Here is a 22,726-nt window from a genome sequence, read left to right as displayed (position 1 = left end):
CTGCACGCGACACGCCGCGGCGGCGTGCAGAAATCGTGTACTCGACGGTGGGGGGCGTGGGATGTTGGCGCGACGGGCGCGGGCTCAGCGCTGGCGGGCGACGTCGAGGATGGGGGCGAACGCGTCCGGCGGGTGGATGACGACCACCGTCGCCGTGCCCTCCGGGAACAGGCGCGCCACGTCCGCCGGGTCGGCGCGGTCGTCGACGGTCACATCCACCGTCTCCTGCCAGCGGCCGTCCGTCAGCCGCTGCACCGTCGCCTCCCACGTGATGCCGGGTGTCGCGCGGGCCTGCAGCCGCAGGTGGATGCCGACGGCACGCTGCCGCGCGAGCAGCGACAGCAGTCCCCGGTAGACCGCGGTCCGTCCCGCGACGATCAGCCACGGGTCGAGTTCGCGCACCAGCAGGTCGGCGTTCCACAGGACCGTCGTGGCGAACCCGCTGCGCGACTGGTACACATCCACCGCGACGACGCCCGGCAGCCGGCGAACCGTGCGCTTGAGCGTGCCGCGGGTGATGCCCTCCTCGACCGTGCTGTGCAGGTACAGCGGCACCGACGGCCGCGGCGGTAGGCCGCCGGCGCGTGCGGTCGCATGGTCGTGGATGCGCTGCGGTCCCGCGAAGAACGTCGCCGCCACGCCGGCCAGCACCGCGCGCACGCGGTCGTCGGGTGGATCCGTCTCGACGGCAGCGGCTGTGTCGGCGTACGCGGTCGACTGGTGCAGCTCGCCGATGCGGAAGCCGTGCGACAGCGGCGGCCGCGCCTTGACCGTCAGGAAGGGTGCGCCCACCGCCTGGCGGAGCGGGTTCTCGCGGCCCTCGATCCGCGGCACCGGGTCGAGCACGTGCTCCAGCGCCAGCACGGTCACCGCGTCCGGCACGGGGATGCGCCCGAGCGGCGACCCGGCGACCAGCAGGTGCGTCACGGCGAAGCCGGCCGTAGTGGCGGCCGTCGCGAGCTGAGCGGCGACCATCCCGCCCAGGCTGAAGCCGGCGAGCAGCACCGGTTCGCCCGGCAGGATGCCCGCCTCCCGCATCGTGTCGAGCGCCGCCCGGGTCAGGGTCGGCTCCTCGCCGCCGCCGATGAGCAGGTCGGCCGTCAGGTCGTTGGGGGCCGCGCCCGCGCGGGGGTGCCACGACTTCGTACTCGCGAACTGCACCATCCATCGCCGCGAGCCGGCGGTTCCGACCTCGACGACCCGGACGAGCGCCACATCCGCCCGGTCGTCGAGGTCGGGGTCGCACAGGTCGTCGATCTCGCGCTGGCTGAGCAGCACCTCGCGCAGCGATCGCACCGCGCGCCGGCGCATCGCTCCCGCGGCGATCCCAGGTTGGCCGAGCGGGTCGGGGGAGGGCCCGAGCGGCAGCCCGAGCAGTCCTGCCGGGATATCGGGGAGACCGGGCGTCGGCACATAGTCGTCGCCGCGTGACGGGTCGTTCCACCAGTCGAGCACGTCGCGGATCTGCGGGAACGCGCGTGCCAGGAAGTCGTCGTAGCCGAGCAGGAGCGCATCCTGACCGTCGCGCAGCAGCCCGCGCCGCCGGCCCAGGCGGACGATCTTGCGCAGGATGGCGGGCAGCGTGAACACCGCGACGTACGGCCGCGCGCGCCACTTCGGCAGGAACACCCCGACCAGCGAGACCAGCAGGGCGAGCGGCGCGAACAGTGCGCCGGCGACCCGGGCGGTGCCGCCGGTCGCCCGTGGCACCAGCGACAGATACAGCGCGCTGAGCGCCACCCGCCGGGCGCGACGGCTCGACGGTGCGGGAGTCGCGAACGGGTAGGGGATGCGCGCCCGCCGCTGCAGCGCAAACCAGACCCAGGCCGCCGCCGCGCCGATCAGCCAGCCGGCGACCGCGAGCAGGCCCCCGGCGATCCCCAGCACCGCGAGCACGAGGCCCAGGGCGATCGCGACCGGGACGCCGACGATCAGTCCGAGCACGAGCGCCGTGCGGCCCAGCGCGGTCGGCCCCCGCCAGAGCTGCGGCCGCCACAACTGGGGCCGCCACAGCTGCGAGGGGGGCTGCGACGGCATGCCGCCAGCCTAGCCCCGGGCCTCTGACACTCTCAGCATGCGCGGCTCGATGCATATGTATGGAAACGTCGCCACACAAGGGCGACACGCCACAGCAGCGTGTGCAACTCGACCGTAGGCGCACCCCCAAAGAAGGGGCGACCACAAGGGGGGTATTTGTACCCCGGTTTGTCCTCACTAGTGTGGACAACCAGGAGCCACCCGACCGTGCCCACCCGAGGGCCGGGCTCCTGAGTACAAGGACGCATACCCGATCATGAGTTCTCACACCGCCTACACCCCTGCCCGAAAGCGCCAGCTCGGCTCCGAGAAGCGCACCGAACCGCTCCCGACGGTCCACCCGAAGCCGTCCGACCGGAAGATCACCTGGAGCCGTGTCGCCATCGTGCTGACCGTCCTCTTCTGGGCGATCTACGTGGTCACCACGATCATCCGTCAGTTCATCGACAGCGGCAGCCAGAACTTCCGCTTCACGATGGAGGCCATCGGCTACACGGTCGTCGTCACCTTCCTGACCTTCTCCGCGCTGATGTACCTGGTCGCCCGCCAGGGCGCCCTGCAGCGGTTCCAGAAGCACGTGCGCGTGCCGCGGGCCGAGCTCGACCGCCACTTCGCCGAGAACCAGCCCAGCATCACCGTGCTGGTGCCCTCGTACGCGGAGGAGCCGGCCGTCGTGCGCATGACCCTGCTGTCCGCCGCGCTGCAGGAGTTCCCCTCGAAGCGCGTCGTCCTCCTCCTCGACGACAACCCGAACCCCACGGATCCCGCCGTCCGAGAGCGCCTCGACGCTACCCGCGACCTTGCGCACGACATCGGTGCGATGCTCGCCGAGCCGCGCCTCCGCTTCTCCGACGCGCTCATGCGCTACGAACTCGGCGACACCGGGGTCTACGCCACCGAAGACGCCGCACTCGAGCTGGCCGACCACTACCGCTGGGCGGCTCAGTGGCTCTACGAGCAGGCGGATGCGCACAGCGTCGACGACCACGTCGACGTGTTCTTCGCCGACCAGGTGCTCCGCGCACTCGGCGACGACCTCGCCCTCACCGGCGAAGCGGTCGCCGCCGCCATCGCCGAGGGCGCCTCCCTCACCGCCAAGCGCGTCGCTCAGCTCTACCGCCGGCTCGCCTGGACCTTCGACGCCGACCTCGCCGTGTTCGAGCGCAAGCAGTGGGCCTCCCTGTCGCACGAGGCCAACAAGGCGATGAACCTGAACGCCTACATCGGCCTGATGGGCGGCACCTACCGGGTCGACGAGACGCCGGAGGGCCCCATCCTCACCCCGGTCCCCGCCGGCCAGCGCCGCCCGGGCGACATCGAGATCCCGGACAGCGACTTCCTCCTCACCCTGGATGCCGACTCCATCCTGCTGCGCGAGTACTGCCTCCGGCTCACCTACTTCCTGCAGCAGCCGGACAACGCGCGCGTCGCTGTGACCCAGACCCCGTACTCGTCGTTCCGCGGCGCCGGCACCCGCATCGAGCGGCTGGCCGGGGCGACCACCGACATTCAGCACATCCTGCACCAGGGCAAGTCGTACTATGGCGCCACGTTCTGGGTGGGTGCGAACGCGGTCATCCGCAAGCGCGCACTGGACGACATCGTCGAGACCGAGTTCGTGGGCGGTTTCGAGGTGCGCCGCTACATCCAGGACCGCACGGTCATCGAGGACACCGAGTCGAGCATCGACCTCGGCACCCACGGCTGGACGCTGTCCAACTACCCGGAGCGCCTCAGCTACTCGGCCACCCCGCCGGACTTCGGCTCGCTGATCGTGCAGCGCAGGCGCTGGGCCAACGGCGGACTGCTCATCCTTCCGAAGCTGTGGCGTCAGGTGAAGGAGCGCAAGCGCCGCGGCGAGACCGTGTCCCGTGTCGAGCTGCTGCTGCGGGTCAACTACATGGCGTCGATCAGCTGGGCGAGCTTCGGCCTGGTGTTCCTGCTGGCGTACCCGTACGACGGCCGGCTGCTCAGCCCGATGGTGCTGCTCGCCGCGCTGCCGTACTTCATCAGCCAGGCGGCGGACCTCCGCTACAGCGGCTACAAGGCCACCGACATCTTCCGGATCTACGGCTTCAACCTCATCCTGCTGCCCGTGAACCTGGCCGGCGTGCTCAAGTCGATCCAGCAGTCGCTGACAGGCAAGAAGATCCCGTTCGCCCGCACGCCGAAGGTGAAGAACCGCACCGCGTCGCCGCTGCTCTACGTGATCGCGCCGCTCGCGATCGTCGCCTTCTCGCTGTTCACGCTGTGGCGGGATGTCAACGCGCACAACTGGGGCAACGCCGCGTTCGCCGCGTTCAACGCCACCCTCGCCATCTGGGCGATCGTCGCATACATCGGCATCGGCAACACGATCGTCGACATCTGGCTCGGGATGACGAAGCCGCTCTACGTGGACAAGTCGCGCAAGCGGGTGGCCGAGCAGGCCGCTCCCGCGGGCTCGTCGCTCGACTGGCGCTCGGTGCTCTACCACGGCCACGCGGGCGGTGAGGTTCCCCACCTGGCGGGTGTCGGCGCCGTCGTCGCCGAGACGGCCGCCTCGGAGGCGGTCGCCGAGTCGGGCTCCACTGCCGAGGCAGCGTCGTCGTCCTCGTCGGTCTCCGGTGAGAAGCAGGCCGCCTGATGTCCCGGCAGAAGAAGGCGTCGAGGGACGCCTCATCCACCGCCCGGTCCGCCTCTGCGGACTCCGTCGAGCGCGCGCAGGCCCCCGAGTCGTCGGGCGGTCGCCGCCTGTCGCCGTGGCGCGTGATCTGCGCCGCGCTCGTCGCCATCGTCGTCGTGTCGGTCGGAGCCGTCGGCTTCCAGTGGTGGAGCGCCCGCGCCGCCGTCGATGCGAAGCCGTGGTTCGCCTCCTACGTCGACGTGACAGCGACCCCGCGTTTCGCGTTCGAGAACCTGGGCAGCACCTCCACCAAGGATGCCGTGCTCTCGTTCGTCGTGTCGTCGAAGAAGGACCCGTGCGCACCCAGCTGGGGCGCCGCCTACTCGCTCGACGAGGCCCGCGGGTCGCTCGACCTCGACCGGCGCATCGCCCGGCTGCAGCAGCAGGGAGGGACGGTCGCCGTCTCGTTCGGCGGCCAGCTGAACGACGAGCTCGCGGTCGGCTGCGTCGACCCGTCGGCGCTCGAGAAGGCGTACGCCTCGGTCGTCGACCGCTACAAGATCGGGACCATCGACCTCGACCTCGAGGGCGCCGGCCTCACCGACCGCGATGCGTCCGAGCGCCGTGCCCAGGCCATCGCCGCACTGCAGCAGGAGCGCCGCGCCGCCGGGAAGGGCCTCGCCGTGTGGCTGACGCTGCCGGTCGCGCCGTCCGGGATGACCTCGGACGCGACGGACGCCATCGCCGCCATGCTCAAGGCGAAGGTCGACATCGCGGGCGTCAACGTGATGACCATGGACTTCGGCGACGCCAAGGACGCGAAGGCGTCGATGGCCAAGGCCGCCGAGTCCGCCGTCTCGGCCGCCCAGCGCCAGCTCGGCGTCCTGTACGACCGTGCGAAGCTGCACCAGAGCGACCCGAGCCTCTGGGCCAAGCTCGGCGCCACCCCGATGATCGGCCAGAACGACGTGCAGGGGGAGGTCTTCCCGCTCGCGGACGCCGCATCCTTCAACACCTGGGCCGTGTCGAACGGTCTCGGCCGGATGTCGATGTGGTCCGCGAACCGCGACAAGACCTGCGGCTCCAACTACGTCGACCTGGCCGTGGTGTCGGACGCGTGCAGCGGCGTCTCGCAGGGCAAGAAGACGTTCGCGGACGTGCTGGCGAAGGGCTTCGACGGCCACATCGCGCTGGGGGAGTCGGCGGTCACCACCGCCGAGCCGACCTCGACCGCGGCCGCGGACGACCCGGCGACCTCGCCGTACCCGGTCTGGGCCACCAAGAACTCGTACCTGAAGGGCGCGAAGGTGGTCTGGCACCACAACGTGTACCAGGCGAAGTGGTGGACCAAGGGCGACGTGCCCGACAACCCCGTGCTGAACTCGTGGGAGACGCCGTGGGAACTGGTGGGCCCGGTGCTGCCGGGTGAGACGCCCATCCCGCAGCCGACTCTGCCCGCCGGCACGTACCCGACCTGGAGCGGGACGACCGCCTACGACAAGGGCCAGCGCGTCCTCTTCGACGGCGTGCCCTTCGAGGCCAAGTGGTGGACGCAGGGCGACAGCCCGGAGGCCGCCAGCGCCGACCCGGACTCGTCGCCGTGGGCTCCGCTCACACAGGACGAGATCGACCAGATCATCGGCGGCTCCGGCCGCTGAACCAGGATCGGCGGCGGGATGCTGACTCCCCCATCGTGTCCCGTCGCCGACTCGACCTGGCCTCCCGCTGCGGGGCGGGAGCACCCAGGCGCCCGCGCGCGCCTTCGGCGTGCCCGGCGCAGTGCCGGCGGGGATGCGCGTGCCTTCGGGTGGCGCGTGGAATCCCTGCCGGCACGCTAGAACCCCGAGTTATCGCTTCGTGACCCGCGGGCGGCGACTCGGACCCTAGGCTGATGCTGCTGCGGGGCTGCAGCACAACAGAACATTGGGGGGAACATGATTCGATCGTCGAAGGCCGCCGTCGTGGGGGCGACCGCCATCGTGTCGGCGCTGGCCCTGGCGGGCTGCGCCGCTGGTACCGGCGCTGCCGCCGCACCGACACCGACGGTGACCGTCACGTCGACCGTGACGGCGACGCCCGCGCCGGCGTCCGCCTCACCGGACGACCCGATGGATGAGCTGACCGCCTGGACGGCCCGCGTCGTGCTGGCGCAGGAGGTCTACCTCTCGCAGGCGCCGAACGCGAAGATGGCGCCGTACAACACGGAGACTCCGCCGACGAAGAACGCCGACGGAACCTGGCGTGCGATCGTCGGCTTCCCGCTCGACCCGCCACCGGAGGGGGCCGCCAGCGTGGTGGTCATATGCGACATCGGCGGCACGAAGGGCGCCCCCACCCTCGTCCACTGGTCGACCAAGGACATCTGACCCGGGCGTGCGCGAGCCCTCCCCGCGACACGGTAGGATGGTCTAGTTGCCTCGCGCGGCTCCGGCCGCCACCGGCGACGACGGGCTGTGGCGCAGTTTGGTAGCGCACTTGACTGGGGGTCAAGGGGTCGCAGGTTCAAATCCTGTCAGCCCGACGCGACAGGGGTCCTTCTGATGCTTACTGCAACCAGAAGGACCCGGAGTCACCTTTGACTTCGTTTGCGCCTGAGCAAGGGTATTGCCGCACTGCGGGCGAGTGGAGCAACTGGTCAACCGGCAGGTGTGAGCATCCGAAAGTGAGTGTGCCGACGGGTCCAGAGAGCACTGCCAGACGGCTCGCGGACACCCGCGATTGCGTCAGGCACCCGGATGGGAGTGACGCTGAGCATCGCCGGGAATTACCGCAGTTCATCCAATGCGCTGGCGGGCCCCGGCGGCGTTCAACGTAGCTTGAACCTGTGGAGATCGATAACGAGGACTTGAGACGCATTTCTGCGTTCTTTGAAGCGCGGATACGGGGACCTCATCCGTACGAATAAGTGCGTATGGCCCGCGCCCTCCTGGACGTAGTTGGCGAGCTTCTTGACAGCGTGAAAGTGATCGCGGGTGGACGCGCGTCAGCGGTTGACTACTGCTTCAGGGGAACATTCCTCCCATCGGACATGGTGCGGACTCAACTCCGACTGGCGCACCACTACATCAAATCTGCCTGCGACGGTCCGACTCTTGCCTCGTTCGTTGTGCTCAGGGTAGCGATGGAGTGCATGTCGACAGCGCAGTGGCTCATCGCTGACCCATCTCATCGCGTCAGGGTTGAGAGATTCCTCAAGCGGATGTGGTGGGATACCCAGAGCGCTGTAGGCATGGCGGTCGTTGCGGACGCAAATCCCAATCTCAGCGGGCTTTATGACCTCGAAGAGACGATCCATGAGATTGCGGAGCCGATCAAGGGACTCGACCCGGACAAGGTGACCACGTCAAGGAGAGTGGCGCTGAGCAGCGTCGTTCGGGAGGCAAGCCGCCCTGTTCGACCGAGCTATCCGACTTTGATGGAATCGTGCTGGATGGCCTGTGCGGGTGTGTCCCACGGAAACGTCCCGATCTCGGCCGGCATCTGTGTTGGGCCGCATTCAGTCCACAGGCCCTCGGAGCATCTGGTCAGTCTAAACGTCTATGCGAACTTCCTTGAGATCGCCGTCGCCGATCTGCAGACCACAATCACGATCTTCCTAAGGTACGCATCGGAGCAGCAGCAGAATCAGCGACCCATGGTTTGACGCCCTTTTGGCAACGACGGCGATAGCGCGGCGAGCGCGTACACGCGTCACTGAGAAGCCATGGCTGCCGTTCCATCTCGGTTGAACGCATCGGTACGAATGCCGGAAGCTAATCGAACAGCTCGGACCAGTGCTCTGGAAATCGAGTCGAAGGGGAGCCGCGACGCTTTTGGCTGGCGTTGATCGAGCTGTAGCCGGTTCATGCCGGCCTGGTAACCGGACGGGTTTCGCGCATCAATTCGGTCGCCCGTTAGAAGCCGCTTCGAAGAGCGGGCGACCTATGCGGACGGTTGTTGCCTCTCCGGCGACCGGCTGAGGCTGATCCTGCATCGAAGCGGTTGGTATGGATGCACCGTCGTCCTATCTGACAACGCGCGAAGGAAAGTCGCAGCACGGTAAAGTCATCAGACTAGACGTGCGAGAGACGGGCGACGCGGATGCCTAAACAGGAGAGGGCAGAACGCACTCGGTTGGCGATCCTGAGGGCTGCTGCTGAGGAGTTCGACGAATTCGGTTACGAGGGGGCGAGGCTCGATCGAATCGTCGAGCGCACGGGCGCAACCAAGGGCGCGGTCTATTTCCACTTCCGTTCAAAGCTGGACATCGCACGGGCTCTCGTAGAAGATAAGTACACCAATTGGCCGGTTATCGTGGCCGAAGTGACTAGCAGCGGAGCCCGCGGAATTGACGCTGCTGAGCAACTCACGCAGCGCGTGGCCGCGGTTTACGCCAAAGACGTTCGAGTGAGAGCTCGTGATCTACGCCAATTCATTCCAGAGCGTCAACGGACTCTCGGTGCAATCTGCCGACCACCAGCCACACATCCTGCGGGTACTCGTGCCTGGCAGCCAACCCGACTGCACTAGCAGTAAGGACATTACCTTGTCGCCGAACACGAGCGTCGACCCGCTTATCACCACTCAGCTCTATTCCCCGGGCCACGTGACGATCAACGGTCCAAGCTCCATGACGGGTCAAGTTGAAGGCGGCTGCGTCGCTGCTTCCGGGACTGCTGCGCTCGTATACGCGCCCGTACAAACCCCCGGACACAGCTAGGTTGCCGACCCGATGATGAGCACCGCAGGTTCATCTCGACCGAAACGCAGGGCGCTCCATCTCATTTGGGCGGTTCCCCTCGGTATTGCAGTCTGTTTTGCCTTCGATATCGCTTCCGTGTTCACCTGGTGCGGAGTCTTTGGCTGCCGCCAACCGGAACGTGACCTTCTGCGTGAATTTTGGCCGACCCTGAGCTTGCTAATTCTGGGGGGTGTAGCCGTCGGGCTGCCTTTACTACTGGTGCCCTGGTCTCGGCGATTCTGGACCCGAGCAGGAGTCGCGCTAGCGAGTACGGCCGTTGTTTCACTTCTCGGCTGGCTGTGGTTAAACTCGCTGGGTTGGAGCTGAACAAGCGTCGCGCCGGGACCAAATGAGCAGCCCGAATAAACTGATCATCGACCCGACGACACGGCGTGTCCTCCAAGCGTGCCCTCGTACGGTCGCGCGGGTCTTTTGCGGGTGCGCAGCCGGAGTCGGGGTGTGGTTAGCCGGTCGCGCCGTCGTCCGTCCGCCTGGCGAATACCCGTCTTACCGTCGACTCGCTCACTTGGAATGCGTGGGCAAGATCTCGCCCGGAAACGCCTTCGCTCTTGAGACGCTGAAGCTGCCGCCGCTCGTCGTCGGTCAGCGAAGAGCGCTTGCTTCTACCGGCAGTGTCGAAGCCGGCACGCCGCAAGACGTTACGGACGGTGTTCCGTCCGATGTCGAATCGCCCGGCTAGTTCGTAGGTAGAGGCTCCTTCGCAATAGGCGTGGATGATTTGCGCTGTCAAGAGCCCGTCGAGACGACTGGTCCGCGGGATGGCCTCGTTCCGCCGATAGGGAACAGATTGGCGGGCGTCCGGCCCCAAGTCGGCGATCACCTGGATAGCACTGGCGGGGTGTAAGTAGTTTGCGAGGACCCCGACTCAACGAAAGAGCCGGTGGGCACGAAGGTCGCGAAGCGACCACGTGCCCACCGGCTCTTTCGTTGCTCGCTGCTGACTAATGGGGTCCCCGCGCGCGAGGGGCCCCGGGCGCTGTGCCTCGCTCTGCGAGGAACAGCGTCTGGGGTAGCGCGTGGGGCGCAGCCCGACGCAGTGATGACGAAAGGCCCCGGTCAGATGGCAATGGTCTGACCGGGGCTTTCCTTGTTTCCCGCGTTTAGACCTGCCCTGTGTGCATTCTGTGTGCACTAGCGCATCACGCGTGAGTGGGTCGGACGAATAAGGCCGCCTCCCAAAGAGGCACAACAAACTCGTCTGACTCACTACGGATACCGAGCCAGATCGGCTCATTCATCTGTAGCCCGACGTCGGCCGGCGTGGCGGCGATGGATGCTGCTTCATCTGGGTCGTCAGGCAGATCGCCCGTTTCGAGTTCGGACAGTGTCCGCTCGCGGTGGCTCACTTGGCAAGACTCATCGGTGCCGATATTCGATTTCCCTCCCGGGAAGGAAGAACTCGCGCGCGGTGCGGGCGCGCCCACGACCACCCCCGTGTGCCGCGGGACTCTCTGATCACCGCGCGCGAGCGTCGCGGCCTGTCAGGAGCGGAGTTCCCTGCCGTGCACGGTGATCGCGTAGATGACCAGGATGTCGAGCCCGATCATGATGAGCGCCCACCAGGGCTGGGCCGGAAGCGACAGGATGTGGCTGACGGCGTTGATCGCGACGACGATGGTGACGAGGATGCGTGCCCACGTGCGACCGGTCAGAAGGAAGAACGCCAGCACGACCATCGCCAAACCGATGATCAGGGACCACCATCCCCATCCGGCGACGTTGAAGGATGCGGTCCTGCCCTGGGGGCCCACGAAGTAGGCGGTGTTCGGGCCGATGATCGCCATGAGGCCGTAGATGATGTCGATCGCTGCACCGATCAACAGCACGATCCCCGCGAAGTAGATCCAGCCGACCCAGCCTGTGCGCTGGGCCGCGTTGTGAGCTTCCGTACGAGTCATGTGAACCAACCTCCTGGCGGGTACCCGCAATGCGTTCTTGCGCATCTGGCTGCATGATGCAGCGCTTGCCGGATCGTTGGCAATACAGCGGTTCTGGAGTACTCGACGAGATCGCCCCCGCGCCGGGGTTGCGACAGCGTTCCTGGGGTCGCCGGAGCCATGGTTTCGAATTCGTGGCGACGTCGCTGATCGACGTGCGGAGGCGCGCAGCCACCTCCTCGCCCCTCTGTCGCATGGGCACGCCTATGAAATGGCCACCGTCGAGTTCGAGCGGGCTATCCGGGCCGGCGAGATTTCGCCGCCGCGGTCAGCCGCGGATGAGGGGCGGCTGAGCGCGCGCGAGAGGCGACACCGCCGACGGCGAGCTCGACCGGTTACGTGTGCTGTGCGGCGTTGTACGCGTCAACGACCGCGGCGGGCACCCGCCCCCGCGATGCGACGTCGTGCCCGTTCGCGTTGGCCCAGGTACGAATCGCCTGCAGGTCCGGCTTCCCCTGTCTTACCGGGGCGGCACCTTTCGGCCGGCGGCGCCCGGCCTTGATGTACGGTGCGAGGATCTCGCGGAACTGCGCGGCATGCTCCGCGGTCAGGTCGATCTCACGCTCCACGCCGTCGATGGTGAAGACGATGGTCTCGCCGCTGTTGTCGTCGAGTGGGCTGCCGTCGAGGTCGTCGACGAGCCGGACAATGACTTGCTGCGCCACAGAGACCTCCGATGTCGTGGTGATCTCTCCGAGGGTAGCGAATCGCGTTCCGGTCGGGCGAGCGAACACCCGAGGTGCGACCCGATGAACGCGAGCCGGTCCGGTGCCCCCCTCCGCCAGAACGCCAGGTCGTGGCCGCCCGGTGTGAAGCCGCCCGCGGGCTTCGGCGTCAGGCTGGCTGGGTAGTCGCGAGCCGCCTCGAAGAAGCTTTCTCCGGTGCCGCAGGCGATCCGCACCGGGATGCCGCGCAGGCTCTGCCGCCTGCCGACGACCGTGTTGGCGGCACGCGAGGGGCGACTCGGATAGTCTCCCGTTGACGCACCGACCCCCGACCGAAGGACGACGATGACCGAACTCTCGATCCCGTTTCTCGAGCAGCAGGAGCGGGAGCTGGTGCTGCCGTCGTTCGATCTCGCCGCATCCTGGCGTCTGGGGAGCCTCATCATCGAGCGGGCGCTCGCTGCGGGCGCCGAAGTGGCCGTCGACATCCGGCGCGGTGAGCACGTGCTGTTCCGCGCCGCGCTGCCGGGCACGACGGTCGATCAGCAGGACTGGATCCGCAAGAAGGCGGCCGTCGTGCACAGGTTCGAGGCGAGCAGCGCCCTGGTCGCCCTTCGGCTGGCCGACGTGGATGTGGAGGGTCTCGGCTGGCTGGATGCGCGCGACTACGCGCTCACCGGCGGCTCGTTCCCGATCCGGGTCGCCGGCACCGGCGTCGTCGCGGCGGTCACCGCGTCCGGCCTCGCCTCGGAGGAGGACCACCTGCTGGTGACCGACGGGATCCGCCAGTACCTCGCCTCGCTCGCCGCCTGATGAAGGCGGCGGCGGTTCAGCCGGTTCGGCGGTCCCGAGGTCCTGGAGATCGTGGACCTGCCGGAGCCGCGTCCGGGGCTGGGCGAGGTGCGCATCCGGGTCCGGGCTGCCGGGGTGAACGGCAGCGACTGGAAGAAGCGCCGCGGGGAAGGGGGCGCCGCCCAGGCGGAGTTCGCCGTGCTGTCGACCTGGGCGCCGATCCCCGCGTCGCTGGATTTCGTCACGGCGGCTGCCCTGCCGTCCGTCGTGGAGACGGCCGCTCGGGCTCTGGACCAGCTGGGCGTCGCCGGCGGCACCACCGTCCTCATCAACGGGGCGTCGGGCAGCATCGGCAGCGCGGCGGTCCAGTTCGCGGTGTACCGCGGCGCGCGGGTGATCGGCACGGGCAGCCCGGCCACGCACGACGACCTGCGGGGTCTCGGCGCCGAGCCTGTGGCGTACGGCGCGGGGATGGCCGACCGCGCGCTCGTTCCTGACGGCGTCGACCGGGCGCTCGATGTCGCGGGCAGCGGCGTGCTAGGCGAACTGATCGAGCTCGCTGGCGGTGCGGATCACGTCGTCACGATCGCGGACCATCCGGGCGCGCAGCGTTTCGGCGTCCGGTTCAGCCGGGGCGATTCGGGCCGCGCCGAGTACGCGATCCCGCTGGCCCTGCGGCTGGTCGAGGAGCGCGGGTTCTCCGCATCCCGGTCGGTGCGACGTTCCCGCTCGAGGAGGTCGCGGACGCTCACCGGGCCGGGGAGTCGGGAGCGGCGCGCGGGAAGCTTGGTGCTCACCGTCGGGTGACGTCGCTGCGTCCCCTGAAGCTCGGCCCCACCGTCGGGTGAGGCGTCAGGCGTCCCCCGACCCTGGGACGACCGCTCGCTCGGCCCCTGAACTGGGGTACAGCTGCGTCCGCAATTAAGAGGACAAACGGAACGGTCCGTCCTACTCTGCAAATAGGTGAGTAAATCTCACCTAAGCCTGCAGCCTATGCGTCCCCGATCAGACGCGGAGGGGGCGAGGACCGTGGTCTCTTTCGCCGTTCACCATCACCGCCCGCAGAACGCCGGCCATCGCCATCACTGGTGGTTCGTCGCCCTGGCCGCCGTCGTCGCGATCGTCGCCACCGCGGTGGCCGTCGTGATCGGAGGCGGGGCGCTCTACGCCGGGTCGGTCGCGAACTCCTTCGATTCGCACGTCTCGCACATCCAGCGAGCGTTCCCGGCCGACGCATCCCGTCCCGTCGCGACGCAGACGGGAGCGATGAACATCCTCCTCATCGGGTCGGATTCGCGGGGCGCGCCCACCGGGGTCGGGGCGACCGGTGTCACGAACCAGCGGGCGGACACGATGATGCTGGTGCACATCGACGCCGACCGCCGGAACGTGTACGTCATGTCGATCATGCGCGACCTGTGGGTCCCCATTCCCGGAAACGGCACCGCGAAGATCAACGCGGCACTCGCCTGGGGTGGCACACCGCTCGCCGTGCAGACGGTGGAGCAGCTGCTCGGCACGCGGATCGACCACGTCGCCATCATCGACTTCGCCGGCCTGAAAGACATGACGGACGCCCTCGGCGGGGTGGATGTGGACAGCCCGGTCGGTTTCACCACCGTCAAGTCCCCGCACTACACCTTCGTGAAAGGGATGAACCACCTCGACGGCGCCCAAGCGCTCGCCTACGCACGGGAGCGGTACGCCTTCCCGACCGCGGACTACCAGCGGGTGGCGGACCAGCAGGCCCTGATGCGGGCGTTCGCGTCGAAGTTGCTCAGCTTCTCGGTGCTCACCGACCCCGGCAGGCTCACCTCGTTCGCTGCCACCGCCGGCTCGTACGTGCAGGTCGACGAGGGCTTCGGGCTGCAGACGATGCTGGGCCTCGCGGCGAGCATGCGGCTCTCCGGCATGTCGAGCATCCACACGTTCACCCTGCCCACCGCCGGGACGGGGACCTCGGCCGACGGGCAGTCGATCGTGAAGGTCGACCCGGCCGCGCTGGCGCGGTTGCGGGAGGCGCTGGCGAAGGATGCGCTGGGCGGCTTCACCGGCTGAGCGGGCACCGGCTGAGCGTTCACCGGCTGAGCGGGCACCGGCTGAGCGGGCGAATCGCGGTGGTGGCTCGCACTACCGTCGGAAAACACCCCCAGAATCTCCGACACAACGCTCTGCGGCAGGAGATCCGTGCCGAATCGCGCCGAATCTCCGACATACGGCACCGGATCTCCGACGTAAGCGAGGGCGGGCCGGGGTGGGCGGCCAGGGCGCCGTCAGCCGAGCAGCGGCACCGCCATGAGCGCGACCGCCGCGCCGCCGAGCGCCGCCTCCGCCCGGGGGAGCAGCGGCAGCCGGCGCCGGGCGGCGACCGCGACCGAGGCCACCGCGAATGCCAGCGCCGCCGCCGTCAGCGCCGCGATCACCGGCACGCCGTGGCCGGCGTGCGCGTAGCTCCCGTCGCCCGCGTCGCCCGCGGCCGACGGCGCGTGGTGTCCGCCCGCCGCGACGATCAGGCCGGCCATCAGGATCGCCTGCAGCGCGCGGTGCACGGCCATCGTCCGGGCGGGGTGCGCGGTGGACCCGACCCGTGGGCGCAGCCGCTGGGCCAGCGCCGTGGCGACGGCCGTCGCGAGCAGGAGGGCCGCCCAGACGATCGGGGGACGACCGCGCGGGGAAGGAGCATGGTGTCCGCCATCGCCGCCAGCATCGCGAGCATCCCGAACCAGGTGAGCGGCGACCGGCGGTCCGCGGTCCCGGCGACGCAGCATGCTCCCAGCGTCGCCGGGAGCATGCTGCCGAGGTGCAGGGCCTCGATCATCCGTGGTGGGAGTGGTCGCCGTGGCCGCCGTGCGCGTGGCCGCCGTGCGCGTGGCCGCCGTGCGCGTGGCCGCCGTGCGCGTGGCCGCCGTGGTCGCCCTGCCCGTGCTGGCCGGGTGCGCAGTGCGCGGGCGCCTCGGCCGGCACGTTGAGGGAGGGGTTCCGGCCGAAGAAGCCGTACGGCTTCAGCGTGAACTTCGCGTAGTCCACGGGCATGACCGGCCAGTCCTCGACGCGCGGGAAGTGGGTCGGCCCGAACGTGTGCCAGAGCACGATGTCCTCGCCGTCCAGCGAGCGGTCGGCCGCCATGTACGCGGGGAGCCCGTCGCCGCCGGGGTTCTGGTTGACGAACTCGCCCGCCGGGTAGCGTTCGTCGCTCGCGTACTGAGTGACCCACACCTGCTTGGTCGTGAACGCCGCGCGGGCGGTCACCGACGCCGACGGGTCCGCCATCAGCGTCGGGTTCTGCTCGGCGTGCAGCACGTACCCGGTCGGCCTGCCGAGCCGGTTCGTCTTCTCGGTGTTGACGATGTGCCAGGTGCGGCCGACGGACGCGTCGGCTTCCCGAGCACCCTCCGCCTCGCTCAGGATGCGGGTCGCCCGCTTCGTGAACGCGTTGCCGTACGGGTTGGTCTCGCTCACAGGCAGGCGCACCGCATCCACCTCCTCGACCGCGTTCGCCAGGCCGTCCACCATCATGTCGAGGCGCGCCGAGAACAGGTGCTGGTGGTACGGAGCACCGAGCCCCGGCGCCACTTCGCTGGCCGTCGCCGACCCCTCCACATACGAGGAGGTGAACAGGATGCCGGTCAGCTTCGCCTCGCACTCGATCGTGCCGTCGAGGTACAGATACCAGTAGAAGCCGTAGTCGTAGTTGCCCACCGTGGTGAAGAACGAGATCACGAGCCGTCGCGACCGGCGCACCTCGTTCGCCGAGGTGAACAGGTCGGTGTGCTTCCAGAGCGTCCCGTAGTCCTCCTCATGAATGCAGATCGCGTTCTCGATGGTCTTCGGCCGGCCGAACTCGTCCGACACCACGGCGTCGAGGTAGCGGATCTCGCCGAGGCAGTCGCAGCCGAGCGTCAGGGAGTTGGCGAACCGGCCGAACAGGTACTCGCCGGTGTCGAAGTAGTTCTGCCAGTAGCGCGTCGGCGACGGGTCGGCGTACGGCACCACCATCTCGGCGATGGATGCGCGGTACACCACCGGCCGCACGGCGCCGCCCTGGTCGGGGTCGGCGAAGCCGAGCGTGCGCAGGATGAGCCCCTCTCGCGCATCGAAGCCGAGCGAGAACGACCAGTTCGCCCAGGTGACCCGGTCGCCGTCCACCTGGAAGCTGGGGCCCTCGGGCTGGGTGATCGAGATCGGCTTGAGCGTGTCGAGCGGCGCGGGCCGCTCCGACTCCAGGTGGAAGTTGCCCGGCTCGTCGGGAACCGGGAGCTCGAACGCGTCCACCACCTGGGTCGCCTGTCGGGCGATCATGTCGACGTACGCGCACAGCCCGTCGACCGGGTGCGCCCACGGGTGGTCCTGGGCGTGGTCCATCCGGAACGCGAAGACGCGGATGATGCGGCGGCCCTCCTCGCCGGGAATGTCGTACGAGCCGGGCGAGAGCGGCGCGTAGACGACCTGCTCGCTGGTCAGCCCGCGCTTCGCGAGTGCGGCAAGCCAGTCGGCGTCGGCGGCGAGGATGCCGCCGATCGCCTCGAACTCCTCCTCGAGGATGGGCACCTGGCCGCGCGACCCGTCGATCGGGACGAGCGCGATCACCTCCCCGCGGGTGAGGGAGACGGCGGCGTCGGTGCTGGCCCCGGTCGCGACATCCAGCAGCAGGATGCGCGCCTCGCGGTCGGGGGCGTCCGCTTCGCCGGCGAGAGCGGCCAGCACATCCGCTTTGTCCGGCTCGAGCAGGCCGACGTAGACGAAGCGGCTGGTGTCGGTGGCCGCGCCGGTGTCGCGGAGGATGCGGGCCGCCGTCTCGATCTCCGCGGCGGTGAGGCTGGAGAGCGGGCCGGGGGCGGCGGTGTCGTCGTGGGGGAGGGTGATGGGCAGTTCGGTGGTCATGGTGCGAGATCTCCTAGGCGCTGATGGTGTCGATGATGTTCTGGTAGGCGTCCCGCCGGGTGCGGCGCAGGATGAGGGCCTGCACGACGCCGAAGACGGGGAAGGCGAGCATCGCCGCGAAGAAGGCGATCGAGAGCGGACCGAGCACGGGGGTGCCTTTCGCATCCACGTCGCCGATGAGCAGCGGGAAGTTGTCGACGATGATGAGCGTCACGCCCACCAGGCCGAGTAGCCCGATCACGGGGGCGATGACGGTGCGCCAAAGACCCGCGCCGGTCTTCTTCCGGGCGAAGTAGATGATGACGGCGAGGCACGTGAGCGCCATCAGCACCACGATGGCCAAGGTTGCGATGCCGCTGAACCAGGTGAACACCTGCAGCACCGGGTCGAGCCGGAACAGCGCGAAGGCGGCGATCAGCACGGCGGCCGTGACGGTCTGCACCAGCGACGACACGTAGGGCGACGAGTGCTTCCCGTGCACGCGGCCGATCATGGCCGGGAACACCGAGGCGTTCGACATGGAGTGCTGGTAGCGGGTCACGACGTTGTGGAACGAGAGGACGCAGGCGAACAGACTCGTGACCAGCAGCACGTTGACGATCACTCCGCCTACGGTGCCGAGGTAGTGCACGGCCGTGTTGACGATGAAGCCGCCGGTGTCGGAGGCGACCACGTCCACGATCTTCGCGGGGCCCCATCCCATCACCAGCGCCCACGAGGCGAACGTGTAGAACAGGCCGATCGCGATCACGGCGATGTAGGTGGCGCGCGGGATGGTCTTCTCGGGCTCCTTGGCCTCGTCGCGGAAGATCGCCGTCGACTCGAAACCGATGAACCCGGCCAGCGCGAACATCAAACCGATGCCGGGAGAGCCCGAGAGCACCGTGCTGGGCTCGAACGGCGCGAGGGACAACCCCTCGGCGCCGCCGGTGCCGATGATCACGACGCTCAGCACGATCACGATGCCGACCTCGGCGATCAGCAGCACGCCCAGCACGCGGGAGCTGAGCTCGATGTGCCGGTAACCGAGCACGCCGACGAGGGCGATCATCGCCAGCGAGTAGACGTACCAGGGGATGTCGGGGCCGTGCAGGGCCACCACCGACGACTCGAGCGTGGCGCCGAGGTAGCCGTACACCGCGACCTGCACGGTCGTGTACGTCAGAAGCGCCAGATAGGCGGCCGCCAGACCGAGCGGGCGGCCCATCCCGTAGCCGACGTAGGTGAAGAACGCGCCGGGGCGCGGGATGAAGCGGCTCATCGCGCTCAGCCCGACCGCGAAGAACAGCAGGATGATGGCGCCGATCGCGAACATGCTCGGTACGCCGGCGCCGTTTCCGAGCAGCACGGCGACCGGGAAGCCGCCGCCGATGACCGTGAGCGGGGCCGCCGCGGCGACCACCATGAACACGATCGATCCGACGCCGAGCCGGCCGGAGAGCTGGCGGGCGGCGCCCGGCCCGCGCAGCGCGAGCGGGTCGCCGAGCAGGGTCTGAGGCTCCTGTGCAGCCGTCATGGTTCCTCCAAGGGGGAGAGGGAGTGGGTGCGGCCAGTCTCACGACGTGTTGTTGCGCGGCCGTTCCGCCCTCGTGAAGAGTCCGCGCCGCCCGAATGGGACAGGAGCTGTCGCATTCGGAGGTCATCCGGTCGTGACGCCGACGAAACGCCGCCGCAACACGTCCGACGTAGCCTCGCGAGCGAGGAGCACACCGTGACAGCACAGCCCCCCGTGACGGCTTTGAGCCGCGCCATCGCCGATCCGACGCCGGTGGACGGCCTCCCCGCGCGCTCGCCGATGGCGGGACTGGACCGCCGCAGCCTGTCCTTCGTGGATGTGCTGGCCCAGTCGGTCGGCGCGGTCGCCCCCTCCGCGGCGGCGGCCACCTGCCCGGTGCTCGTTGCCGCGCGCGCGGGCTCGGGAACACTGCTGGCCTTCCTGCTCGCGGGCGTCCTGATGGCCCTCGTGGCCTACGCGGTCAACCAGTTCACCCGGCGGATGGCCGCGACCGGCTCCCTCTACACGTTCGCCGCGCGCGGCCTCGGCGTGCGGGCGGGCTTCGCGACGAGCGCCGCCATGATCGTGGGCTACGGCTTCGTCGCGATGTTCGCCCTCCTGGGCGCGGCCTACTACGGGCAGACGCTGCTGGCGCACGCGGTGCCGGCGGTCGCCGGTTCCCGCGCGATCGTGCTCGCCCTCCTCGCCGGGTTCGGTGCGCTGTGCCTGCTGGTGCTGTGGCGGGGCATCCGGCTCTCGACCCGCGTCACACTGGTCATCGAACTGCTGTCGATCGCGGGCATCCTCGTGCTGATCGTCGTGCTGCTGGTGCGGGTGCCGGCGCCGTCGTTCTGGGACGTCGCCCTCCCGCGCGGTGTGGGCATCCCGCAGCTCGCGGCCGGGACGACGGTGGCGGTGACGGCCTTCGTCGGGTTCGAGAGCGCGGCGACCCTGGGCGTCGAATCCCGGCGCCCCTTCGCGACGATCCCGCGGACCATCCGGTGGACAGTGATCGCCGCAGGGGTGCTCTACCTGCTCTCCGCGTACACGCAGCTCGCCGGGTTCGACGCGCTCGGCGGGGACCTCGCGCGCAGCGACAGCCCGGTCAACGACCTGGCGGCCCGCGCGGGTGTCGAGTGGATCGGGCTGCTGCTGGATGCGGCGCTCGCCAGCTCCTTCCTGGCGTGCGCGCTCGCATCCACCACGGCCCTCGCGCGGGTGCTGTTCTCGCTCGGGCGGGAGGGCATCGCTCCGCGCGCCCTCGGGCGCACCCACCCCGGGTTCCGTACGCCGCACGTGGCGCTCGCAGTGGGCGTCGCCGCCGAGGTGGCGCTCCCGGCGGCGCTGGTGTCTGCGGGGATGGGCGCCTGGCAGGCGATGGGCGTCATCGTGGTGTGCGCGGCCGCGGGCTACATGACCGCCTACGCGCTGGTCTGCATCGCGACCCCGTTCTTCCTCCGCCGCATCGGTGAGCTGACACCGGGCCCGGCCGTCACCGCCGCCATCGCCGCGGCGGGGCTCCTCACCGCGCTCGGACTCGACCTCTGGCTCGAGGGCTCGGGCGAACGGGCGGTCGCGGTGCTGCTGCTGGCGGTCGTCGCTGCCACGGCGTGGCTGCTCTGGGGAGTCTGCCGTCGTCACCGCCCGGAGGCGCTGCGCCGCATCGGCCTCTACGACGAGCCGACGACGGGGGACGTGCTCGGCGGGACACGATGAGCGCCATCCCCGAGCTGAGCGGCCGGCAGCCGGGCGCGGTGCACAGTGCGCTCGCTGTGCTGGAGGAGGTCGCGCGCGCGGGCCCCGGGATCACCGCGCAGCAGCTGTCGGCGCGGCTGGGCCTGCCGCGCGCCACGGCGTACCGGCTGCTCAATCTGCTGGTGCAGGACGAATACCTGGTGCGGATGCCCGACCTGCGCGGCTTCGCGCTCGGCCGCAAGGTCGCCGAGCTCGCGGACGTCGCCCAGGCCCAGGATGCTGCGGTCACGGCGCGCGAGGCGGTCGCGGACCTGCGCGCGCGGATCCGAGGCGGCGTGCACCTCGCCGTGTACCGCGGCGGGCGCGTCGTGCCGGTGGATGTGGATCCGGACTTCCCGCTCTCCGACCCGCGGCGGATCGCCTCCGACCTCAGCGTGTCCGCTCTCGGCCGGCTGCTGCTGGCCGAGGAGGCGGCCAGGACGGTGCCGTCGCCCACGCGGTTCACGACGCAGGAGGGGGAGCTGACGCCCGGCTTCGGCTGCCTCGCCGTCCCCGTGCGCGGCGGCGATCAGCGCCTCATCGCCGGTCTCGCACTGGCGCTTCCCGCGGTACGGCTCGCCGATCGGGACGGTCTGGTGTCGCTGGTGGCGGATACGGCAGCGCGCCTCGGTCCACTGCTGCAGCACGCCTGACCGGGGCGGCCGCTGGTCGTCATGCACGTGAGCGGCCCCGGTGCCTCGCCGTGACGGCGACGCACCGGGGCCGCTCGACCGCCGGAAGCGGCGGCCGGATCACCGGGTCAGTGGCCGGAGGCGAGGCCCTGCTCGACCTGCTGTGCCAGCTGCTGCACGTCCGCGCCGTACCCGCCGGCCAGGGCGGTCGCGGCGATCTTCTGCACGTCCGGCGTGCGCTCGGCGGACGGAGCCGACGCCAGCTGCGTCAGGTCGCTGCGCAAGGCGACCGGCAGTTTGGCGGCGAGCTGGGCGTCGGCGGTCACATCGGCCGCGACAGCGGCACCGGTGTCGCCGAGCTGCGGCGACGACAGGTCGCCCGACCGCAGCTGCTGCAGCAGGCCGGTCAAGCCGGATGCGGTCGCGCGGTCGCCGCGGGCGTCCTTCAGCCGGGTGGCCAGGTCCTTGATGGCGGAGCCGTAGCCGCCGGTCAGGGCCTTGTGGACGATCGCCTTCGCATCCGCGGTGCGGTCCTGGGGGGAGGCGGTGGCGAGCGTCGTGACGTCGTGCTGCAGCGCATCCGGAAGTAGAGCGAACAGCGGCTTGTCGGCCACCACCCGCTTCGCCAGGGACTGTGCCTTCGCGCCGTTCAGGCGACCGGCGAACAGGTCGTGACCGGCGTCGGCCGACACATGGGCCTGCGCTGTGGACTGGGTCGACGAGCCCGAGGCGTCGCCGTCGACCGTGGTCGCGAACGCTCCCTGGGCGCCGGCACCCACCAGGGCGGTGGCGGCGACGAGCGAAGCCGCGCCGACGAGGGCCCGCTTGGCCGCGAAGGCGCTGCTCTTCCGAACGGAGGTGTTCTTCGTGTAATCCATGGGATCCTTTCCGTGCCCGCGCTGCGGCCGGCCGGAGTGCCGGCCGCTTCGGATCGCGGGCGTCGGCGACGTTACGGAACCCGTCTGGACCGTTCGTGCGGACACTCTGCGAGGTCCGACAGGGTGGTTGACGTGCCTCCGGCGGCCGGTTATCGGGCGCGCGTGCGGTTGTCCGCGCGGGCGGTTGTCCGCGCGGGCGGTTGTCCGCGCGGGCGGTTGTCCGCGCGGGCGGTTGTCGACGGATGGTCGAGCGCCCTGATCCACCGGCGGAGAATGTGGCTCACATCTCCGACACAGTGCTCTGCGGATGGAGATCTGACCGCGAGACG

General features: G+C 69.6%; 17 protein-coding genes, 1 tRNA gene and 1 pseudogene. 11 read left to right on the top strand and 8 right to left on the bottom strand.

Annotated features, from left to right (window positions below; all coding sequences use genetic code 11):
- Positions 1-84 precede the first annotated feature (84 nt).
- Entirely contained in the window at positions 85-2,037 is a 1,953-nt protein-coding gene (locus tag ACR9Y5_RS13545; RefSeq protein ID WP_481298432.1) for a hypothetical protein, read from the bottom strand.
- 256 nt (positions 2,038-2,293) lie between these two features.
- Here ACR9Y5_RS13545 and ACR9Y5_RS13540 point away from each other — a divergent pair, with 256 nt between their 5' ends.
- The 6 genes from ACR9Y5_RS13540 to ACR9Y5_RS13515 all read left to right on the top strand — a co-directional run bounded on the left by ACR9Y5_RS13540 (position 2,294) and on the right by ACR9Y5_RS13515 (position 9,151).
- A complete protein-coding gene (locus ACR9Y5_RS13540; protein WP_481298431.1) occupies positions 2,294-4,663 on the top strand; it encodes a glycosyltransferase family 2 protein in 2,370 nt (789 codons plus the stop codon).
- Complete coding sequence (locus ACR9Y5_RS13535; protein ID WP_481298430.1) at positions 4,663-6,300, top strand: chitinase; 1,638 nt, start codon at positions 4,663-4,665, stop codon at positions 6,298-6,300. Before ACR9Y5_RS13540 ends, ACR9Y5_RS13535 begins: the two co-directional genes overlap by 1 nt.
- A 276-nt stretch (positions 6,301-6,576) precedes the next feature.
- Positions 6,577-7,008 carry a hypothetical protein gene (locus tag ACR9Y5_RS13530; RefSeq protein ID WP_481298429.1) on the top strand — a complete coding sequence of 144 codons (432 nt, stop codon included), beginning with the start codon at positions 6,577-6,579 and terminating at the stop codon, positions 7,006-7,008.
- An 81-nt stretch (positions 7,009-7,089) separates the two neighbouring features.
- Positions 7,090-7,163: transfer RNA gene (locus ACR9Y5_RS13525), tRNA-Pro, on the top strand.
- 390 nt (positions 7,164-7,553) lie between these two features.
- A complete protein-coding gene (locus tag ACR9Y5_RS13520; protein ID WP_481298428.1) occupies positions 7,554-8,285 on the top strand; it encodes a hypothetical protein in 732 nt (243 codons plus the stop codon).
- 437 nt (positions 8,286-8,722) lie between these two features.
- Complete coding sequence (locus tag ACR9Y5_RS13515; RefSeq protein ID WP_481298427.1) at positions 8,723-9,151, top strand: TetR family transcriptional regulator; 429 nt, start codon at positions 8,723-8,725, stop codon at positions 9,149-9,151.
- A 674-nt stretch (positions 9,152-9,825) separates the two neighbouring features.
- Here ACR9Y5_RS13515 and ACR9Y5_RS13510 read toward each other — a convergent pair.
- The 3 genes from ACR9Y5_RS13510 to ACR9Y5_RS13500 form a co-directional block, all read right to left on the bottom strand.
- Complete coding sequence (locus ACR9Y5_RS13510; RefSeq protein ID WP_481298426.1) at positions 9,826-10,203, bottom strand: helix-turn-helix domain-containing protein; 378 nt, start codon at positions 10,201-10,203, stop codon at positions 9,826-9,828.
- Between the two features lie 661 nt (positions 10,204-10,864).
- Positions 10,865-11,281: a DUF7144 family membrane protein gene (locus tag ACR9Y5_RS13505; protein ID WP_481298425.1), complete on the bottom strand. Its 417-nt coding sequence runs from the start codon at positions 11,279-11,281 to the stop codon at positions 10,865-10,867.
- Positions 11,282-11,655: 374 nt separating this feature from the next.
- Complete coding sequence (locus tag ACR9Y5_RS13500; RefSeq protein ID WP_481298424.1) at positions 11,656-11,985, bottom strand: histone-like nucleoid-structuring protein Lsr2; 330 nt, start codon at positions 11,983-11,985, stop codon at positions 11,656-11,658.
- 345 nt (positions 11,986-12,330) lie between these two features.
- On the opposite strand from ACR9Y5_RS13500, the gene ACR9Y5_RS13495 reads away from it, so the two are divergent.
- From ACR9Y5_RS13495 to ACR9Y5_RS13485, 3 genes and pseudogenes are all read left to right on the top strand, one after another.
- Complete coding sequence (locus ACR9Y5_RS13495; protein WP_481298423.1) at positions 12,331-12,798, top strand: heme-degrading domain-containing protein; 468 nt, start codon at positions 12,331-12,333, stop codon at positions 12,796-12,798.
- Positions 12,799-12,840: 42 nt separating this feature from the next.
- A pseudogene (locus tag ACR9Y5_RS13490) lies at positions 12,841-13,625 on the top strand (NADP-dependent oxidoreductase).
- 181 nt (positions 13,626-13,806) lie between these two features.
- A complete protein-coding gene (locus tag ACR9Y5_RS13485) occupies positions 13,807-14,835 on the top strand; it encodes an LCP family protein (RefSeq protein ID WP_481298422.1) in 1,029 nt (342 codons plus the stop codon).
- A 215-nt stretch (positions 14,836-15,050) separates the two neighbouring features.
- On the opposite strand, the gene ACR9Y5_RS13480 is transcribed toward ACR9Y5_RS13485, so the two are convergent.
- Genes ACR9Y5_RS13480 through ACR9Y5_RS13470 form a run of 3 tightly spaced genes read right to left on the bottom strand, consistent with a single transcriptional unit; the run spans position 15,051 to position 19,174 of the window.
- Positions 15,051-15,545 carry a hypothetical protein gene (locus tag ACR9Y5_RS13480; protein ID WP_481298421.1) on the bottom strand — a complete coding sequence of 165 codons (495 nt, stop codon included), beginning with the start codon at positions 15,543-15,545 and terminating at the stop codon, positions 15,051-15,053.
- A 46-nt stretch (positions 15,546-15,591) separates the two neighbouring features.
- Complete coding sequence (locus ACR9Y5_RS13475; protein WP_481298420.1) at positions 15,592-17,658, bottom strand: primary-amine oxidase; 2,067 nt, start codon at positions 17,656-17,658, stop codon at positions 15,592-15,594.
- A 13-nt stretch (positions 17,659-17,671) separates the two neighbouring features.
- On the bottom strand, positions 17,672-19,174 hold the full coding sequence (locus ACR9Y5_RS13470; protein WP_481298419.1) for an APC family permease: 1,503 nt from the start codon (positions 19,172-19,174) through the stop codon (positions 17,672-17,674).
- A 195-nt stretch (positions 19,175-19,369) separates the two neighbouring features.
- Here ACR9Y5_RS13470 and ACR9Y5_RS13465 point away from each other — a divergent pair, with 195 nt between their 5' ends.
- Together ACR9Y5_RS13465 and ACR9Y5_RS13460 are read left to right on the top strand one after the other, a co-directional pair.
- Positions 19,370-20,869, top strand: a complete 1,500-nt coding sequence (locus ACR9Y5_RS13465) for an APC family permease (protein ID WP_481298418.1) — start codon at positions 19,370-19,372, stop codon at positions 20,867-20,869.
- Complete coding sequence (locus ACR9Y5_RS13460) at positions 20,866-21,540, top strand: IclR family transcriptional regulator (RefSeq protein ID WP_481298417.1); 675 nt, start codon at positions 20,866-20,868, stop codon at positions 21,538-21,540. The genes ACR9Y5_RS13465 and ACR9Y5_RS13460 overlap by 4 nt, the downstream gene beginning before the upstream one ends.
- Positions 21,541-21,647: 107 nt before the next feature.
- Here ACR9Y5_RS13460 and ACR9Y5_RS13455 read toward each other — a convergent pair whose 3' ends face one another.
- A complete protein-coding gene (locus ACR9Y5_RS13455; protein WP_481298416.1) occupies positions 21,648-22,397 on the bottom strand; it encodes a hypothetical protein in 750 nt (249 codons plus the stop codon).
- Between the last annotated feature and the right edge of the window lie 329 nt (positions 22,398-22,726).

It is taken from the genome of Leifsonia sp. KNZ13-11D, assembly GCF_056754895.1.
Note: the sequence above shows the minus strand (reverse complement) of the source record. Positions and strands in the feature narration are given on the sequence as shown.

Coding starts and splice junctions, on each gene's coding strand:
- ACR9Y5_RS13545 (WP_481298432.1), bottom strand. CDS start 2,037: ATGCCGTCGCAGCCCCCCTCGCAGCTGTGGCGGCCCCAGTTGTGGCGG.
- ACR9Y5_RS13540 (WP_481298431.1), top strand. CDS start 2,294: ATGAGTTCTCACACCGCCTACACCCCTGCCCGAAAGCGCCAGCTCGGC.
- ACR9Y5_RS13535 (WP_481298430.1), top strand. CDS start 4,663: ATGTCCCGGCAGAAGAAGGCGTCGAGGGACGCCTCATCCACCGCCCGG.
- ACR9Y5_RS13530 (WP_481298429.1), top strand. CDS start 6,577: ATGATTCGATCGTCGAAGGCCGCCGTCGTGGGGGCGACCGCCATCGTG.
- ACR9Y5_RS13520 (WP_481298428.1), top strand. CDS start 7,554: ATGGCCCGCGCCCTCCTGGACGTAGTTGGCGAGCTTCTTGACAGCGTG.
- ACR9Y5_RS13515 (WP_481298427.1), top strand. CDS start 8,723: ATGCCTAAACAGGAGAGGGCAGAACGCACTCGGTTGGCGATCCTGAGG.
- ACR9Y5_RS13505 (WP_481298425.1), bottom strand. CDS start 11,281: ATGACTCGTACGGAAGCTCACAACGCGGCCCAGCGCACAGGCTGGGTC.
- ACR9Y5_RS13495 (WP_481298423.1), top strand. CDS start 12,331: ATGACCGAACTCTCGATCCCGTTTCTCGAGCAGCAGGAGCGGGAGCTG.
- ACR9Y5_RS13480 (WP_481298421.1), bottom strand. CDS start 15,545: ATGCTGCGTCGCCGGGACCGCGGACCGCCGGTCGCCGCTCACCTGGTT.
- ACR9Y5_RS13475 (WP_481298420.1), bottom strand. CDS start 17,658: ATGACCACCGAACTGCCCATCACCCTCCCCCACGACGACACCGCCGCC.
- ACR9Y5_RS13470 (WP_481298419.1), bottom strand. CDS start 19,174: ATGACGGCTGCACAGGAGCCTCAGACCCTGCTCGGCGACCCGCTCGCG.
- ACR9Y5_RS13460 (WP_481298417.1), top strand. CDS start 20,866: ATGAGCGCCATCCCCGAGCTGAGCGGCCGGCAGCCGGGCGCGGTGCAC.
- ACR9Y5_RS13455 (WP_481298416.1), bottom strand. CDS start 22,397: ATGGATTACACGAAGAACACCTCCGTTCGGAAGAGCAGCGCCTTCGCG.